17 protein-coding genes are annotated in these 15,848 nt (G+C 64.1%); 11 read left to right on the top strand and 6 right to left on the bottom strand.

Annotated elements, in window-relative coordinates; all coding sequences use genetic code 11:
- Nucleotides 1–122 precede the first annotated feature (122 nt).
- The 3 genes from ilvC to CFE42_RS16930 all read right to left on the bottom strand — a co-directional run bounded on the left by ilvC (nucleotide 123) and on the right by CFE42_RS16930 (nucleotide 3,463).
- Nucleotides 123–1,139: a ketol-acid reductoisomerase gene (gene ilvC / locus CFE42_RS16940; protein ID WP_004630832.1), complete on the bottom strand. Its 1,017-nt coding sequence runs from the start codon at nucleotides 1,137–1,139 to the stop codon at nucleotides 123–125.
- A 75-nt stretch (nucleotides 1,140–1,214) separates the two neighbouring features.
- Nucleotides 1,215–1,706: an acetolactate synthase small subunit gene (ilvN, locus tag CFE42_RS16935; RefSeq protein WP_004630835.1), complete on the bottom strand. Its 492-nt coding sequence runs from the start codon at nucleotides 1,704–1,706 to the stop codon at nucleotides 1,215–1,217.
- On the bottom strand, nucleotides 1,706–3,463 hold the full coding sequence (locus tag CFE42_RS16930; RefSeq protein ID WP_004630837.1) for an acetolactate synthase 3 catalytic subunit: 1,758 nt from the start codon (nucleotides 3,461–3,463) through the stop codon (nucleotides 1,706–1,708). Before CFE42_RS16930 ends, ilvN begins: the two co-directional genes overlap by 1 nt.
- A 360-nt stretch (nucleotides 3,464–3,823) precedes the next feature.
- On the opposite strand from CFE42_RS16930, the gene CFE42_RS16925 reads away from it, so the two are divergent.
- The 11 genes from CFE42_RS16925 to CFE42_RS16875 all read left to right on the top strand — a co-directional run bounded on the left by CFE42_RS16925 (nucleotide 3,824) and on the right by CFE42_RS16875 (nucleotide 12,179).
- Nucleotides 3,824–4,390, top strand: a complete 567-nt coding sequence (locus CFE42_RS16925; protein ID WP_004630839.1) for an RNA polymerase sigma factor — start codon at nucleotides 3,824–3,826, stop codon at nucleotides 4,388–4,390.
- Nucleotides 4,387–4,827, top strand: coding sequence for a DUF3619 family protein (locus CFE42_RS16920; RefSeq protein WP_004630841.1), 441 nt, complete (start codon nucleotides 4,387–4,389; stop codon nucleotides 4,825–4,827). Before CFE42_RS16925 ends, CFE42_RS16920 begins: the two co-directional genes overlap by 4 nt.
- Before the next feature lie 11 nt (nucleotides 4,828–4,838).
- Nucleotides 4,839–5,678: a DUF3106 domain-containing protein gene (locus tag CFE42_RS16915; RefSeq protein ID WP_004630844.1), complete on the top strand. Its 840-nt coding sequence runs from the start codon at nucleotides 4,839–4,841 to the stop codon at nucleotides 5,676–5,678.
- 96 nt (nucleotides 5,679–5,774) lie between these two features.
- A complete protein-coding gene (locus CFE42_RS16910) occupies nucleotides 5,775–6,299 on the top strand; it encodes an RDD family protein (protein ID WP_004630846.1) in 525 nt (174 codons plus the stop codon).
- A gap of 30 nt (nucleotides 6,300–6,329) precedes the next feature.
- Nucleotides 6,330–7,346, top strand: coding sequence for an alpha/beta fold hydrolase (locus CFE42_RS16905; protein WP_004630847.1), 1,017 nt, complete (start codon nucleotides 6,330–6,332; stop codon nucleotides 7,344–7,346).
- Between the two features lie 243 nt (nucleotides 7,347–7,589).
- On the top strand, nucleotides 7,590–8,540 hold the full coding sequence (locus CFE42_RS16900; protein WP_024972476.1) for a UDP-2,3-diacylglucosamine diphosphatase: 951 nt from the start codon (nucleotides 7,590–7,592) through the stop codon (nucleotides 8,538–8,540).
- An 86-nt stretch (nucleotides 8,541–8,626) separates the two neighbouring features.
- Nucleotides 8,627–9,670: a glycosyltransferase family 1 protein gene (locus CFE42_RS16895; protein WP_193747923.1), complete on the top strand. Its 1,044-nt coding sequence runs from the start codon at nucleotides 8,627–8,629 to the stop codon at nucleotides 9,668–9,670.
- A gap of 12 nt (nucleotides 9,671–9,682) precedes the next feature.
- A complete protein-coding gene (locus tag CFE42_RS16890; protein WP_004630853.1) occupies nucleotides 9,683–10,147 on the top strand; it encodes a diacylglycerol kinase in 465 nt (154 codons plus the stop codon).
- Nucleotides 10,148–10,284: 137 nt separating this feature from the next.
- Nucleotides 10,285–10,995, top strand: coding sequence for a TetR/AcrR family transcriptional regulator (locus CFE42_RS16885; RefSeq protein WP_004630855.1), 711 nt, complete (start codon nucleotides 10,285–10,287; stop codon nucleotides 10,993–10,995).
- Nucleotides 10,992–11,576 (top strand): TIGR00730 family Rossman fold protein, encoded by a 585-nt coding sequence (locus tag CFE42_RS16880; RefSeq protein ID WP_004630857.1) that lies wholly within the window; start codon nucleotides 10,992–10,994, stop codon nucleotides 11,574–11,576. Before CFE42_RS16885 ends, CFE42_RS16880 begins: the two co-directional genes overlap by 4 nt.
- 6 nt (nucleotides 11,577–11,582) lie before the next feature.
- Nucleotides 11,583–12,179, top strand: coding sequence for a LysE family translocator (locus CFE42_RS16875; RefSeq protein ID WP_004630860.1), 597 nt, complete (start codon nucleotides 11,583–11,585; stop codon nucleotides 12,177–12,179).
- 20 nt (nucleotides 12,180–12,199) lie between these two features.
- Here CFE42_RS16875 and CFE42_RS16870 read toward each other — a convergent pair whose 3' ends face one another.
- The 3 genes from CFE42_RS16870 to CFE42_RS16860 are packed head-to-tail and all read right to left on the bottom strand — an operon-like array spanning nucleotide 12,200 to nucleotide 15,803.
- A complete protein-coding gene (locus CFE42_RS16870; RefSeq protein ID WP_004630862.1) occupies nucleotides 12,200–12,778 on the bottom strand; it encodes a DUF924 family protein in 579 nt (192 codons plus the stop codon).
- A 49-nt stretch (nucleotides 12,779–12,827) separates the two neighbouring features.
- Entirely contained in the window at nucleotides 12,828–13,232 is a 405-nt protein-coding gene (locus tag CFE42_RS16865) for a group II truncated hemoglobin (protein WP_004630864.1), read from the bottom strand.
- 36 nt (nucleotides 13,233–13,268) lie between these two features.
- Nucleotides 13,269–15,803 carry an ABC transporter permease gene (locus tag CFE42_RS16860; protein ID WP_004630866.1) on the bottom strand — a complete coding sequence of 845 codons (2,535 nt, stop codon included), beginning with the start codon at nucleotides 15,801–15,803 and terminating at the stop codon, nucleotides 13,269–13,271.
- Nucleotides 15,804–15,848: the final 45 nt, after the last annotated feature.

The following is a 15,848-nucleotide window of genomic DNA, read 5'->3' as shown; positions in this document are numbered from 1 at the left end:
GGAAATGCGGCATTCTAGCCGACACGGGGCCGCGCCATCACTTGAAACACTGTTTGCCTCCCTGGAAACAGCATAAAAAAAGCCAGCCCGAAGGCTGGCTTTCTCGCACAAGATGCGCTCGATCAGTTCTTCGTCTGGTCGACCAGCTTATTCTTGGCGATCCACGGCATCATCGCGCGCAGCTTGGCGCCAACTTGCTCGATCTGGTGCTCTTCGGTCAGGCGGCGGCGCGAGATCAGCGTCGGCTGGCCTGCCTTGTACTCCAACAAGAAGCTCTTGGCGTATTCGCCAGTCTGGATGTCCTTCAGGCATTGCTTCATGGCCTTCTTGGTCTCTTCCGTCACAACGCGCGGGCCGGTGACGTATTCGCCGTATTCGGCGTTGTTCGAGATCGAGTAGTTCATGTTGGCGATGCCGCCTTCATAGATCAGGTCGACGATCAGCTTCAGCTCGTGCAGGCACTCGAAGTACGCCATTTCCGGCGCGTAACCGGCTTCCACCAGCGTCTCGAAACCTGCCTTGATCAGTTCGACGGTACCGCCGCACAGCACGGCCTGTTCGCCGAACAGGTCGGTTTCGGTTTCTTCGCGGAAGTTCGTCTCGATGATGCCGGCGCGGCCGCCGCCGTTAGCGGTGGCGTACGACAGGGCGATATCACGTGCGGCGCCCGACTTGTCCTGGTGCACGGCGATCAGGTGCGGCACGCCGCCACCTTGCGTGTACGTGCCGCGCACGGTGTGGCCCGGGGCCTTCGGGGCGATCATGATGACGTCCAGGTCGGCGCGCGGGATCACGGCACCGTAGTGCACGTTGAAGCCGTGGGCGAATGCCAGTGCGGCGCCTTGCTTGATGTTGCCGTGCACTTCATTCTTGTACACGTCGGCAATCTGCTCGTCCGGCAACAGGATCATGACGACGTCGGCTTCCTTCACTGCCTCGGCCACTTCCTTGACCTGCAGGCCGGCGTTGACGGCCTTGTTCCACGACGCGCCGTTCTTGCGCAGACCGACCGTCACCTTCACGCCCGAGTCGTTCAGGTTCAGGGCGTGGGCGTGACCTTGCGAGCCATAGCCGATGATGGTGACGTTCTTGCCCTTGATCAGGGAGAGGTCGGCGTCCTTGTCGTAAAACACTTTCATGTTGATGTCCTAATTTTCAAATACTTCAATATCGATGGGGTCCGGCCGCAGTTACACGCTGGTGCACGCGCCGGTTCAAACCTTCAGAATGCGCTCGCCGCGGCCGATGCCCGAGCCGCCCGTACGAACGGTCTCAAGAATTGCAGTGCGATCGATGGCATCGAGAAACGCGTCGAGCTTGCTGCCGTTGCCGGTCAGCTCGATCGTGTAGGTCTTCTCGGTCACGTCGATGATGCGGCCGCGGAAGATGTCCGCGGTACGCTTCATCTCCTCACGCTCCTTGCCGACCGCGCGCACCTTCACAAGCATCAGCTCGCGCTCGATGTGCGCACCTTCGGTCAGGTCGACGACCTTGACGACTTCCACCAGGCGGTTCAGGTGCTTGGTGATCTGCTCGATGATGTCGTCCGAACCGGTCGTGACGATCGTCATGCGCGACAGCGAGGCGTCTTCAGTCGGGGCGACCGTCAGCGTCTCGATGTTGTAGCCGCGCGCCGAGAACAGGCCCACCACGCGCGACAGCGCGCCCGGTTCGTTTTCCAGCAGGACGGAAATGATGTGGCGCATTAGAGGTCCTCCGCGCCGAGCAGCATTTCAGAAATACCCTTGCCTGCCTGAACCATCGGCCAGACGTTTTCTGTCGGGTCGGTCTGGAAGTCGAGGAACACGGTGCGATCCTTGAGTCGGAAGGCTTCGCGCAGCGCGGGCTCGACGTCAGACGTCTTCTCGATGCGCATGCCGACGTGGCCATACGATTCAGCCAACTTCACGAAGTCCGGCAGCGCCTGCATGTAGGAATGCGAGTAGCGGTTGTCGTACTCTATTTCCTGCCACTGGCGCACCATGCCCAGATAACCGTTGTTGAGCGAGCAGATCTTCACCGGCGTGTCGTACTGCAGGCACGTCGACAGTTCCTGGATACACATCTGGATCGAGCCTTCACCGGTGATGGTGACGACCTCCTTGTCCGGGAACGCTTTCTTGATACCCATCGCGTACGGCAGCCCCACGCCCATCGTGCCCAGGCCGCCAGAGTTGATCCAGCGACGCGGCTCGTTGAACTTGTAGAACTGCGCAGCCCACATCTGATGCTGACCGACGTCGGAGCAGATGAATGCATCGCCGTTGGTCAGTTCCCAGATCTTCTCGACCACGTACTGCGGCTTGATGATCTCAGAGGTGCGGTCGTATTTCAGGCAATCGACACTGCGCCACTGCTCGATCTGCTCCCACCACTTGGCCAGCGCCGTCTTGTTCGGCTTGGCTTCGCCAGACTGGATCTGGGCAATCATCTCCTGCAGCACGTCCTTGACGTTGCCGACGATGGGGATGTCGACCTTCACCCGCTTCGAAATGGAGGACGGATCGATGTCGATGTGGATGATCTTGCGCGGCTGCGAGGTGAAGTGCGCCGGGCTGCCGATCACGCGATCATCGAATCGCGCGCCGATGGCAATCAGAACGTCGCAGTTCTGCATCGCCATGTTGGCTTCGTACGTGCCGTGCATGCCGAGCATGCCCACGAACTGCTTGCTGGTGCCGGGGAACGCACCCAGGCCCATCAGCGTGTTCGTCACGGGGTAACCCGTCAGCGCAGCCAGCTGGCGCAGCTCTTCGCTGGCCTCGGCAAGCACCACGCCGCCACCCGAATAGATGTACGGACGCTCGGCCTGCAGCAGCAGGCTCACTGCCTTCCGAATCTGCCCCGAATGCCCCTTGTTGACCGGGCTGTACGAGCGCATCTCGATGGTCTTCGGGTACTCGTACTTGCAGAGTTCGCGCGAGACGTCCTTGGGGATATCCACCACCACCGGACCCGGACGGCCCGTTGCGGCGATGTAGAACGCCTTCTTGATGGTCGAGGCGAGGTTGCGCACGTCCTTGACCAGGAAGTTGTGCTTGACGATCGGGCGGGTAATGCCGACGGTATCGCACTCCTGGAAGGCGTCCTGGCCGATGGCGTGCGTCGGCACGTTGCCGGTGATGATCACCATCGGGATCGAATCCAGGTAAGCAGTGGCGATGCCTGTCACGGCATTGGTCACGCCCGGGCCGGACGTCACGAGGGCGACACCGACCTTGCCCGTGGCACGCGCATAGCCGTCAGCCGCATGGACTGCCGCCTGTTCATGGCGCACCAGGATGTGTTCGATCTTGTTTTGCTTGTAGAACGCGTCGTAGATATAGAGCACCGCGCCGCCGGGGTAACCCCAGACGAACTCGACGCCCTCTGCCGCGAGCGCATTGACGAGGATGTCAGCCCCCATCATGTCGGCAGGTGAACCGCTATTGGCGTGGGAAAATTCCGCGCTTGGCATATTCATGTCAGTCCTTTGCAATTTTCGGCAAAAAATTGTTTGGATGCTCTCTACCGGGCTTGTGGCGCGGATTTGAGCGGTGCGCGTCTGCATGGATGGTCCGCCTGATGGGCGGCCAGATGAGACAAACCACAGATGTTGTGAACCAAGGATAATACTGCAATGCCGCATGACGGTCCAGCGCCGGCGCGATTCCCCACTCCCGGCGGCCCGCCCCCCCAGTCGGACTGTCCGCGGGGCCGCATTTTTGCTAGCATCGCAACATTTTTTACGGCCAAGGCCGTTGACGCCACGCGGCGTGATCATCACTTCTTGAGAACGTGAATTTTCGCGCGGCTGCCTCACAGGATTCGCACCCGCCGTTGTATGGCCTCTGAACAGGAACTGTCGGCCTTTCTCCTAAGCGTCGAGAAACGCGCCTTCAAGCAGGCGGTCTTCGCGGTGCGCGACGACGATGCCGCGCTCGATATCGTGCAGGACGCCATGATCAAGCTGGCCGAGAAATACGGCGACAAGCCCGGGGCTGAACTGCCCCTGCTGTTTCAGCGCATTCTGCAGAACACGATTCACGACTGGTTTCGCCGCACCAAGGTGCGCAACACGTGGGTCAGCCTGTTCTCCAGCTTCCGCTCGGACGCCGAAGGCGACGACACCGATCCGCTTGAACTGATTGAAAGCGAAGCCGGCACCACAGCGGCGGAAAGCAGCGCCGACAAGGTCGAGCGTTCGCAGATGCTCGAGATTCTGGAACGCGAAATCGAGAAACTCCCCACACGTCAACGGGAGGCCTTCCTGATGCGTTACTGGGAGGACATGGATGTTGCCGAGACAGCCCAGGCGATGGGCTGTTCCGAGGGCAGTGTAAAGACACACTGCTCGCGGGCAACACACGCCCTGGCCCAAGCGCTGCGGGCGCGAGGGATCCGACTATGAACAAGGTAGAACTCCGAGAACGCCGTTTTGTGCATGCCGTCCGAACCGCTCTGAACGAGTCGGCCGGACAGTTGCCGCCCGACGTGCGCGACCGCCTCGCAGCGGCGCGCCGGATGGCGCTTGCGCAAAAAAAAGCGGAAGCGCCGAGCACGGTGCACTCGCCTGCCTTGGCGATGCCGGGAGGCGGCTCGGTGTCCTTCGAGATGGAAGGCGAAGCGCCGTCGCCGCTGCAACGTGCCGCTGCAGTCCTGCGTCGCCTTGGCCTGCTGTGGCCGACCATCGCGCTGGTGGCGGGGCTCGCGGGCATCTATCAGTGGCAACAGCAGCAACGCGTGGACGAACTCGCGGAGGTCGATGCCGCAATGCTGCTCGACGATCTCCCGCTGGCTGCTTACGCCGATCAAGGCTTTCATCAGTACCTCAAGCACGATCAGTGAAAGGCTGATCGATGAGCAACTTCCAGCACACCCACGGCCAACCACCGCGAGGCGCAAGGACCGCGCGCCTGCGCGCCGGCATCTCCGCGTTGATCGGCGCTGCCGGCCTGATGGCGGGTCTTGCGGCGGGGCAGGTTCCGGCCGCTTCGGCATCCGCAGCGGCGCCTGGCGTGACAGTCAATGCCCCGGTGGACCTGCCGACGCCGCCGGCGACCAACCCGCTGCCCGCCGTCCATCCGAACTGGGCCGAGCTGACCATTGTTCAGCAGCGCATCTTCGCGCCGCTGGCACCAGAGTGGAACGGCATGCCGGAATTGGCCCGCAAGAAGTGGCTGCAGATCGCCCAGGCGTATCCGAAGTACACGCCGGCTCAGCAGCAGCGCCTGCAAACGCGCATGGCGGATTGGGTCAAGCTCACGCCGGAGCAACGCCACCGCGCGCGTGAGAATTTCCAGACCACCAAGTCGCTGCCAGTGCAGAAGAAGAGCGAGGCCTGGCAGAGCTACCAGCAACTGACCGAAGAGCAGAAGAAGGCGCTGGTTGCCGCGGCCAAGGCGCAAAAGCACCCTTCCGCAGTGACGGCACTGCCGGGCGGCGCGGGCCTGGCGAAGGACGCGGCCAAATCGATTCATCACGGTGCGCGCACCAAGCCTGGTACGACCAAATCCGCGCCGACGTACAAGACGACCGCCACGGCATCCACACCGGCCGCAACCCCTGCGCCCGAACCTGCCGCTGCCGCACCTGCCCCTGCCAGCGCACCGCTCACGCCGGTGCACCCTGTTGCACCACCCGCGACCACCGGTGGAGAATCGGGCAACCCGCCGCCCTCGACGGTGCTGGGCGGCTGAGGCCGGCAAACCCTTTGGCATAATCCGAACCACGTGCCGCTCGACCTCCGCGCCGGCACATGATGGATTGCGCTCACGGCGCTCACACTCTGTTCGATGGCCACCTCCGTTTCCACGTCTTCACCCGTTGCGGCGCCTGATCCGCTCGCCGCGCCCACGCTGCGCCGCCGTCTTGCCGCGATGCTGTACGAAGGCCTGCTGCTGTTTGGTGTGATGTTTGGCGCCACGGCTGTCTTTCTGTTGCTGCGCCTGATCGCGCCGCCGCTGGCGCGCACCGGCGATGTAGGGCTGCAGGTGTGGGGCTTTCTGTCGCTCGGTCTGTACTTCGTGTGGTTCTGGCGCAAGCGTGGCCAGACGCTGGCGATGCAGACGTGGCGCATGCGCGTGGTCAACGCCGATGGATCGCGTATTTCGCTCGGCCGCGCCGTTGCGCGCTATCTGCTGGCGTGGGTATGGGTGGCTGCGGCAGTCGGCATGATCCACCTGAGTGGAGCGTCCCGCTGGGCCGGCGCCGGTGTCGCTCTGGCGTGCCTGCTGGCCTGGGTCGCGCTGGCGTGGCTCGATCCGCAGCGCCAGTTCCTGCACGATCGCCTGGCCGGCACGCGGCTGGTGCGCGACTGATTGACTTCACGCTCGGCGGCCACCTCCTCCATGACGCGCGCCGATCTGCCCACCTCCCCTGTTCCCCTCGCCTTCCTGACCGCGGCTACCGCGCGCCGCATTGCCGTGGCGCTGCAATGTGCGGCGACGCTGGCGGTTGGCTGGGCGGCACATCGCTGGGGCGGATGGAGTTGGCCGGCTGCAAGTTTGCTCGCGGGCGCGGCGCTGGTGCTGGGATATCTCCTTTCGGTCGGGTGGGCGTTCCTGGTGTCACTGAAGAGCCTGGGCACCGCGATACCGGACGACCCCGTATGGGACCGCATCCCCGTGCCGCGCGAACACCGCATCGGCATCACCGGCTTCATCGCATGTTGGTTGCGCGAATGTGTATCCGTGGCGTGGATGTTCAACGTGCTGCAACCGTTCCGAGCGCACGCCGCGTTCGATACACCGGCGGGTGATGGCAAGCGCGTGCCCGTGCTGATGATCCATGGCTATGGCTGCAATCGCGCGGTATGGTTGCCGATGCAGCAGCATGTAGCGGCAGCCGGATACCCGACCGACGCCATCGATCTCATGCCGCTGCTGGGTGACATCGACGACTACGCCCGGGACATGGCGGCCGCCGTCGCGCGCCTGACGCGCATGCACGGCCGTGCGCCCGTTCTGCTCTGCCACAGTATGGGCGGGCTTGCCGCACGTGCGCTGCTCCGCCAGTCGCAGCCCCGCCCTGTCGCCCACGTCATCACGCTCGGCACGCCGCATCGGGGCACGGCAATGGCGCGTACGGGACGCGGCCACAATGTGCGCCAGATGGCTTGGGCGAGCCCTTGGCTGCGCCAGCTTGCGGCATCCGAAACGCCGGCCTCCCGAGCACGCATCACGTCGATTTTCTCGTGGCACGACTCCATCGTCGGCCCGGCTGGTGCATCCTGGCTGGAAGGCGCGCGGCACATCCCATTCGCGGGCATCGGCCATGTGTCGCTGTTATGCGACGCACGCGTGCGTGATGCCGTGCTGGCAGAACTCGCCCGCGTCGAAGGCGTCTCTGCTACCCCTTCTGCTTGAAACGCCCGCCCGGCGGGCTTCTTGGGCGCATCCCCTTCCCTTACCGGCAATCACGTCATGTGACGGTCATGTTTCTGACACGGCTTTTTCATGCAGCGATGGCGAAATCCGTCCAACGCAGCCTCTGTTGCCGACATGGTCCTGCCAAATCTGCCATCGCGCCCTGGTTTCCTCCGCCGCCTCGCGCAACGCTTTCGCGCTGCTCCCCTCACCGGTTCCGACTGGAACGCTCCACCGCCACTGATGCAAATGGCCGCCGGACTCGCCGCCGCGGGTGCGCTGGGCTCCGCTGTACCGGCAGGTCGGGGCGATGTCCGCGAGCATGAAGCACCGGTCGCCACGCCGGCTTCGACCTTGGCGCCCGATCGATCGGCTGACACCGACACTGACCCGCCCGCCGAGAAAATCCAGCACTACCGCACGATCTGGCTGTCGGACATCCACCTCGGCACGCCGGGCTGCCAGGCCGACTATCTGCTCGACTTTCTCAAGCACCACAAATCGGACACGCTGTACCTGGTGGGCGACATCGTCGACGGCTGGCAACTGCGCAAGGGCTGGTACTGGCCGCAGGCACACAACGATGTGGTGCAGAAGGTGCTGCGCCGCGCGCGCAAAGGCACACGCGTCGTCTTCATCCCAGGCAACCACGACGAGATGGCGCGCCAGTTCCACGGCCTGAACTTTGGCGACATCGAAGTCGCTGAAGACGCTGTGCACGTGACCGCCACGGGCAAGCGCCTGTGGGTCGTGCACGGCGACCTGTTCGACGGCGTGATGCAGCACGCGCGCTGGCTGGCCTACGTCGGCGACTCGCTCTACACCTTCATCCTCGCGATGAACCGGCACTTCAACCGCATCCGCGTGCGGTTCGGTTTTCCGTACTGGTCGCTGTCGCAATATCTCAAGCACCAGGTCAAGAACGCGGTCAACTTCATCAATTCGTTCGAGCGTGTGATGACGGACGAAGCGCGCCGCCGCGGCTGCGACGGCGTGGTCTGCGGGCATATCCACAAGGCCGAGATCCGCGAGATCGACGGCCAGCTCTACTGCAATGACGGCGACTGGGTAGAGAGCCTCTCTGCCTTGGTCGAAACCATGGAAGGCGAACTGCAGATCGTCTACTGGACGCATCTGCTCGATGCGCCGCGCACTTCCCGCCGCGCACGCCGTGCCGCTGCGGCCGCCGCCTGATGGAAGCCCATATGACCCACACCAGCATCGACCTCGTGCAACCCGTCGCCGTCCAACCTACCCCCCAAGGAGAGCCCGTGAAAGTCATGATCGTCACCGATGCCTGGGAACCGCAGGTCAACGGCGTCGTCCGCACCCTCACCCAGACGCGCCGCGAGCTGGAGGCCATGGGGCACATCGTCGACATGATCACGCCGCTGGAATTCAAGACGGTGCCGTGCCCGACGTATCCGGAAATCCGCCTGTCGATCCTGCCGTCCAAGCGCGTGCGGGAGCGCATCGAAAAGTTCGCCCCGCAGGCCTTGCACATCGCCACCGAAGGCCCGCTGGGCCTGGCTGCACGCGCCTACGCGCTGCGCCATAAGCTGCCCTACACGACGGCATACCACACGCGCTTTCCGGAGTACGTGCAGGCGCGCTTCGGCATTCCGCTGGCGTGGACGTATCGCTTTCTGCGCTGGTTCCACAGCCCCGCGCAGGCCGTGATGGCGCCGACGCCCGTGGTGCTGAAAGACCTTGCTGACTACGGCATCACCAACGGCGTGCTGTGGACGCGCGGCGTGGATCTGGACATCTTCACCGCCCAGCGCAGCAACGTGCTCAACACCGCCCATCCGATCTTCCTGTACGTCGGCCGAGTGGCGGTGGAAAAGAACGTCGAAGCCTTCCTGGAACTCGATCTGCCGGGCTCCAAATGGGTGGTGGGCGAAGGCCCCGCTCTGGCCGGTCTGAAGGCGAAGTACCCGAACGTCAGCTACCTCGGCGTGCTCAAGCAACCGGAGCTGGCCAAGGTGTACGCATCGGCCGATGTGTTCGTCTTCCCGAGCCGCACCGACACGTTCGGCCTGGTCCTGCTGGAAGCGCTGGCCAGCGGCCTGCCGGTGGCCGCGTATCCGGTGACGGGGCCGATCGACGTGCTGGGCGATTCGCCGGCCGGCGCGCTGCGCGAAGACCTGCGCGAAGCCTGCCTGGAAGCGCTGCGCATCGACCGCGTCACCGCACGTTCTCATGCCGAGAAGTTTTCGTGGCGTGCCGCCTCGGAGCAATTCCTTGCGCACCTGCGGCCAATGCCCGCTGCACCCGCCGGCAATACCAAGGCCGCCGAGCCGACTACCGCCGCGGGTGCCTGAGCCTTGCATTCCATGAAGCCCACCACCCCGCCGGACAAGCGACTGGAAAATCCGCCCGCACCGCCCGCGGCCGGTGCGTACTCGCCGGCCGACAACCCGCATAAGGGCAATCGCGGCATCACGCGGGCGTGGTTTGCGCTCAAGAATTCCATCAGCGGCATCCGCTTCGCCATCGACGAGGAAAGCGCGTTCCGCCAGGAGTTGACGCTGTGCGCCATCCTGCTGCCATGCGCGTTCGTGATTCCCGCCACGGTGGTCGAGCGCATTCTGATGCTCGGCACGCTGGTGCTGGTGCTCATTGTCGAACTGCTCAATTCGAGCGTGGAAGCGGCCGTTGACCGCATCTCGCTGGAGCAGCACGGGCTGTCCAAGCGCGCCAAGGATTTCGGCAGCGCGGCCGTCATGCTCGCCCTGCTGCTGTGCGTGGGGACTTGGGTGGCGATCGCCTGGCCGTGGGTGGCGTCGCTGTTGCATTAGGAACACCAGCGAAAAGCCGGCGACAACGTTTGGTAATGCCTGCCCCACAGCATGTGGGGGTCGTTGCACAAGCACGATCTCTTATAATCCGGGCACCAATACGCCACGGAGACAGGGCCACCGGCCTTGGCAGTTCAATGGAAACCAAGCAGCATTCCACCGGCCCGCGCCGCACGCGCGATCGCATTCTCGAAGTGTCGCTGCGCCTGTTCAACGAACTGGGCGAGCCCAACGTCACCACCACGACGATCGCCGAAGAGCTGGAGATCAGCCCGGGCAACCTGTACTACCACTTCCGCAACAAGGACGACATCATCAACTCGATCTTCGTGCAGTTCGAGCAGGAGATCGCCCGTCGCCTGAAGCTGCCGGATGACCACAAGGCCACACTCGACGAAACGTGGGGCTACCTGCAGTACATGTCGGAGTTTCTATGGAACTACCGCTTCCTGTACCGCGACATCAACGATCTGCTCGCGCGCAACCGCATGCTCGAGCTGAACTTCAAGCGCATCGTCGAGCAGAAGCGCCACTTCGCCATGGACATCTGCCACCAGTTCATCGAAGACGGCGAGATGGAAGCCACGGCCGAGCAAGTCGACGTCATCTGTACCAACATCGTCGTGATCGCCACCTACTGGCTGTCGTTCCAGTTCGTACAGCACCCGCGCCAGTACAACGACCCGAACGCTATCCGTGACCACCTGCACGGCGTGAGCTACCACATCCTGTCGATCCTCGCGCCTTACCTGCGCGGCAAGCCGCGGCGAGCGTTTGATTTGCTGGCGGTCAGCCGCAGCAACGATCCGCCCATTGGCAACCCCGGCACCACCACTCCTGCTCAATGAAATCGATCTGCGTCTATTGCGGTTCCAGCCCGGGTGAGCGCCCGGAATACAAAGCCAACGCCATCGCGCTCGGCAATGAGATGGTCAAGCGCGACCTCACGCTCGTCTACGGCGGCGGCAACGTCGGCCTGATGGGCGTGGTGGCCGACGCGGTGCTGCACGGCGGCAGCCCGGTCATCGGCATCATCCCGAAATCGCTGGTGCGCAAGGAGGTCGGGCATAAGGAGTTGACCGAACTGCACATCGTCGACAGCATGCACCAGCGCAAACAGATGATGGCCGACCGTGCAGACGCCTTCATCGCCATGCCCGGCGGCGTCGGCACCTACGAAGAGCTGTTCGAGACGTTCACGTGGCTGCAGCTCGGCTATCACAACAAGCCAATCGGCCTGCTGAACGTGGCGGGTTTTTACGACAAGCTGCTCGCCTTCATCGACCATGCCGTGCAGGAAGGCTTCCTCAAGCGCCACCACGCTGATCTGCTGCACGTGAGCAACGATCCTGCCGCGTTGATCGACATGCTGGCGCGTGCGCCGCGCGAGACGGTCGACAAGTGGTCTGAACGTCGCGAGCGCACGTAGGGCTTCATGCAGAATCCGTTGCTGACGATGGCGCTGTATGTGGCCCTGGTGCTGATCATGCCGGGGCCCACGAACACGCTGCTGCTCTCGTCCGGCCTCAAGGTGGGCGTGCGGCAGACGAGCCCGCTCATTGCCGCCGAGGCGCTGGGCTATGTCACGTCAATCTCGCTGTGGGGATTCTTCCTGAGCGCCCTGTCGGTCAGCCGGCCGTGGCTACCGGCCATCGTCAAGCTGCTGAGTTCTGCTTACATCCTCTACCTGGCCGCAAGGATCTGGCGACAAAGCGGTGCGCTGCAGCACGTTGCGGCAAATCCGGTGGGCTTGCGCGACATGTTCGTCACCACGCTGATGAACCCGAAAGCGCTGCTGTTTGGAAGCACGTTCTTTCCACTCGCGGCATTCCAGACCGCAGCCGATTTTGGGCGGACCATGGCCACGTTCCTGGTCGTGCTAATGCCCATTGCCATCGGCTGGTCGTATCTGGGCATGCTCCTCACGGCGCGGCACTCATGGGCGTCTCATACGCCCAAACTATTGCGCGGCGCTGCGTTGGTACTGCTCACTTTCTCGGGAACGCTGATGTATTCGGTGCTGAGCCGCTAAGCGGGAAAAGCGCCGTCAGCCTAGAACGACGACCCCGGCTGCATCAGAAACACAACTTCCTCGGGCGTGGAAACGCGCCCGAGCGCTTCGTTGCGATGCGGAAAGCGCCCGAAGCGCGCGACGATCTCGCGGTGCTTCTGCGCCCAGATGAGCGAGTCCGCGTCGCCTTCCTGATCATGCAGGCGCGTATAGAGGCGAATCGACTCGTCCTGCGCAGACAGCGCCTCGCTGTGCTCGAACGGCAGGTAGCAGAACACGCGGTGATGGCGCGTTGGCAATTGCGCGTCCCATCCTGCGGCCACGACGATCTGCGCGGTGTGCAACGCAGCCGCATCGCTGGCAAACGCGCGGGCGGTGCCGCGAAACATGTTGCGCGAGAACTGGTCGAGCACGACGATGCGCGCGATGGCTTCGAGCGGCGTGTCCATCCAGGTGTCGGCGTCGCCCGTGGAAAGCGCCTCCCACAGCGGCAGGAAGCGCGCGCGGATCTCGGCATCGAACGCGTCGGATTTGGTGAACCATTCCGGCCTTGCGTCGAGCAGCGGCGCGTTGCCGAACCAGAACGCGAGCACATCGTCGGCGGTGGGCAAACCGATCATCGGGGTCTCCTTGAATGTGTTCTTGTGAGGTGCGGTTTAGCGCGCCACCCTAGCGCTGCACGTTGCGCATCCAGTCGGCGGTCTGCCAGAACGCCTGCATCAGGCGCATCTGCAGGGCTTCGCCCAGGCCAATGTCCTGCATGGCGAGCGCCATGCAGCGCATCCATTGATCGCGCTCCTGCGTGCCGATCTCGAACGGCAGATGGCGCGCGCGCAAGCGCGGGTGACCAAACCGCTCGATGAAATGATTCGGGCCGCCCAGCCAGCCGCACAGGAACCAGAACAGCTTGTCGCGCGAACCATCCAGGCTTTGCGGATGCAGCGCGCGCAGCACGGCAAACTCGGGCTCCAGGTCCATCAGGTCGTAGAAGCGGTCAACGAGTTCGCGCACACGCGCTTCGCCGCCAATGAGGTCGAACGCCAGGGATTCCTGGCCGGAAGTTGCGTCAGTCATACAGCGTCAGTCACATCAAGAAAAATCCAGGCGTCGTCACGCGTCACGAAGCGTTGCCATGGCCGGGCGACGCAGCACGTCGCGCAAGCCCAACCAGCCGCCAACAAAGGCGCACGCCATGCCGCTCACGATGCCCACCGGCAGGATTGCCGGGTTGAAACGATACGGAAAATCGAACACATACGCCGACAGCACCCAGCCGATGGCGATCGCGCCCAAGCCGGCCATCAGCCCGGCGAGGCCGCCAACGATCAGCACTTCTGCGTACTGCGTCTGCCGCACCACGCTGGAGCCCGCACCCAGCGCGCGCAGCACGCCGGCATCGCGCAAGCGCTCGTCGCGCGAGCCGGAGAGCGCTGCATACAACACGAGCACACCCGCCGCCAGCGTAAAGACGAAGAGGAATTCCACCGCCGCCGTCACCTGGTCCAGCACGCCCTGCACCTGCTGCAGGATCAGTTCGGTATCGACCACCGTGAGGTTCGGAAACTCGCGCACAAGCTTTGCCGGCAGATCGGCCTGCCCGGCGGGAATGCGGAACGCGGTCACGTACGTCTGCGGCATATCGTGCAGCGCCACGGGCGGCAGGATCACGAAGAAATTCACGCGCATCGAACTCCAGTCGAGCTTGCGCAATGACGTGATGGGCGCATCCACGGTCTGCCCGGCGACGTCGAAGCGCAGCACGTCACCCAGATGGAGATTGAGCGTCTTGGCAATGCCCTCTTCCACCGAGGCCTCGGGCTTTTGTCCACTGAACCATTGGCCGGAAACGATGCGATTTTCAGGCGGCTGCGTGGTCGCGTACGACAGGTTGAATTCGCGTTCGACCAAATTGCGGGCGCGCGATTCGGCATAGGTCTGGCGGTCGATCACCTGACCATTCACCTGCGTCAGGCGCCCGCGCACCATCGGGTAGAGCGTTGGGTCCGCCACGCCGGCTTGGGCGAGGGCCTGGGCCACCGCCTGCATCTGATCGGGCTGGATATTGATGATGAACCGGTTGGGCGCATCGGCCGGGGTGGCGTTGTGCCACGAGCGGATCAGATCATTGCGCGTCATGGCAAGCAATAGCAGCGCCATCAAACCGACCGCAAGTGCCACGGTCTGCAGCACGCTCACGCCACGACGGCGCTCCAGCACGGCGAGCGCAAAGCGCCAACCCAGACTGAGCGCTCGACCACGCCCCAAAGACACCGCCAGCGCGCGCAACCCGCCTGCAGCCAGCAGCGCAAAGACGACGATGGCGCCGGCAAACCCGGCAGCGGTCAGCGCGCCAAGCTTCACGTCGCGCGCAGACACGACCAGCAGCGCAAAGAACGCCGCCGCACCCAGCGCATAGCCGATCCATGCGGCAACCGCGCGCTCCGCCACATCGCGCCGGAGCACGCGCAGCGGCGCCACGCGCACAAGGCCCAGCAACGGCGGCACCGCAAAGCCGATGAGCAGCACCAGCCCCGCCGTCACGCCCACGATCGCAGGCCAGGCGGATGGCGCGGGCAATGGCACCGTGACCAGGTCGCCGAGCGACGCCAGTAATAACCAGTGCGCGCCATAACCCAGCGCCACGCCCACCGCCGAACCCATCACGCCGATCAGCAAGAACTCCAGTGCGAACGTGCCGAGAATCTGCAGTTGCTTGAGTCCAAGGCATTTGATGACGGCCACCGCATCGGTATGGCGCGCGGTGTAGCGGCGCGCGGCCATCGTAATCGCCACTGCGGCAATCATGGCCGCCAGCAAGGCGACGAGCGAGAGGAAGCGCTCGGCGCGGTCCAGCGTTTCGCGCATCTGCGGCTGGCCGTTCTGCAACGATTCAACGCGCACGCCACGCAACTGGCGCGTCTTCGCTTCGTTCTCGATCCAAGTGTGGAATGCGCCGGCAGCGGCATCCGGGCCAGCGACCAGCAAGCGGTACGTTACGCGGCTGCCGTAGGTGACGAGGCCTGTCGAGCCCAGGTCTGACATCGACAGCATCACCCGGGGGGCGAAATTCATGAAGCCCGCGCCGCGATCAAGCTCCTGGGTGATGACGTGAGCGACCTTGAAGGTGCGCTTGCCCAAGCGGATCGCATCGCCCACGCGAATGCCGAGCGCTTCTAGCAGCGGTGCGTCCACCCACACCGTGCCTGCGGCGGGAACGCCCTGGATTGGCGCGCCCACGGTATCTCGCCCGTCATCGCCCACCTTGAGGGTGCCGCGCAGCGGGTAGCCCATGTCGACGGCCTTGATGGCAGCGAGTTGCGAAGCGGGCTCGCCCGATGCGCCCTTGGTCGACGTGCTCGCCATGCTGGGGAAGGTGGCGGTATGCGTGACCCGCAGGCCGCTCGCATGCGCATGCGCCTCGATGTCGGGCGGCAGCGGCTGGTCGGACACGACAAGCACATCCGCGCCGATCAGCTGACGCGCATCACGCTCCAGGCCGGCATGCATGCGGTCGGCCAGGAAACTGACGGACGCCAGCGCGGCCACAGCCAGCACCAGCGCAACAAGCAGCAGGTTCAGTTCACCGGCGCGCCAGTCGCGGCGCAGCATGCGCAGGGCTTGGGTCCAGACAGAGAAACGTGACATGGGCGGAACATGGACGAGGCGCGCAATGGCGCAAACCCTGCCATG

This window comes from Ralstonia sp. PBBBR1, assembly GCF_002256165.1.
In the GTDB taxonomy this organism is placed as follows: domain Bacteria; phylum Pseudomonadota; class Gammaproteobacteria; order Burkholderiales; family Burkholderiaceae; genus Ralstonia; species Ralstonia thomasii.
This window is presented reverse-complemented; position numbering and strand designations above follow the sequence as displayed.

What these genes read in the sequence shown, in the direction of transcription:
- CFE42_RS16865 (WP_004630864.1), bottom strand. Translation starts at nt 13,232, where the DNA reads ATGACTGACGCAACTTCCGGCCAGGAATCCCTGGCGTTCGACCTCATT.
- CFE42_RS16910 (WP_004630846.1), top strand. Translation starts at nt 5,775, where the DNA reads ATGGCCACCTCCGTTTCCACGTCTTCACCCGTTGCGGCGCCTGATCCG.
- CFE42_RS16895 (WP_193747923.1), top strand. Translation starts at nt 8,627, where the DNA reads ATGATCGTCACCGATGCCTGGGAACCGCAGGTCAACGGCGTCGTCCGC.
- CFE42_RS16925 (WP_004630839.1), top strand. Translation starts at nt 3,824, where the DNA reads ATGGCCTCTGAACAGGAACTGTCGGCCTTTCTCCTAAGCGTCGAGAAA.
- CFE42_RS16905 (WP_004630847.1), top strand. Translation starts at nt 6,330, where the DNA reads ATGACGCGCGCCGATCTGCCCACCTCCCCTGTTCCCCTCGCCTTCCTG.
- CFE42_RS16930 (WP_004630837.1), bottom strand. Translation starts at nt 3,463, where the DNA reads ATGAATATGCCAAGCGCGGAATTTTCCCACGCCAATAGCGGTTCACCT.
- ilvC (WP_004630832.1), bottom strand. Translation starts at nt 1,139, where the DNA reads ATGAAAGTGTTTTACGACAAGGACGCCGACCTCTCCCTGATCAAGGGC.
- CFE42_RS16875 (WP_004630860.1), top strand. Translation starts at nt 11,583, where the DNA reads ATGCAGAATCCGTTGCTGACGATGGCGCTGTATGTGGCCCTGGTGCTG.
- CFE42_RS16860 (WP_004630866.1), bottom strand. Translation starts at nt 15,803, where the DNA reads ATGTCACGTTTCTCTGTCTGGACCCAAGCCCTGCGCATGCTGCGCCGC.
- CFE42_RS16915 (WP_004630844.1), top strand. Translation starts at nt 4,839, where the DNA reads ATGAGCAACTTCCAGCACACCCACGGCCAACCACCGCGAGGCGCAAGG.
- ilvN (WP_004630835.1), bottom strand. Translation starts at nt 1,706, where the DNA reads ATGCGCCACATCATTTCCGTCCTGCTGGAAAACGAACCGGGCGCGCTG.
- CFE42_RS16880 (WP_004630857.1), top strand. Translation starts at nt 10,992, where the DNA reads ATGAAATCGATCTGCGTCTATTGCGGTTCCAGCCCGGGTGAGCGCCCG.
- CFE42_RS16900 (WP_024972476.1), top strand. Translation starts at nt 7,590, where the DNA reads ATGCAAATGGCCGCCGGACTCGCCGCCGCGGGTGCGCTGGGCTCCGCT.
- CFE42_RS16885 (WP_004630855.1), top strand. Translation starts at nt 10,285, where the DNA reads ATGGAAACCAAGCAGCATTCCACCGGCCCGCGCCGCACGCGCGATCGC.
- CFE42_RS16870 (WP_004630862.1), bottom strand. Translation starts at nt 12,778, where the DNA reads ATGATCGGTTTGCCCACCGCCGACGATGTGCTCGCGTTCTGGTTCGGC.
- CFE42_RS16920 (WP_004630841.1), top strand. Translation starts at nt 4,387, where the DNA reads ATGAACAAGGTAGAACTCCGAGAACGCCGTTTTGTGCATGCCGTCCGA.
- CFE42_RS16890 (WP_004630853.1), top strand. Translation starts at nt 9,683, where the DNA reads ATGAAGCCCACCACCCCGCCGGACAAGCGACTGGAAAATCCGCCCGCA.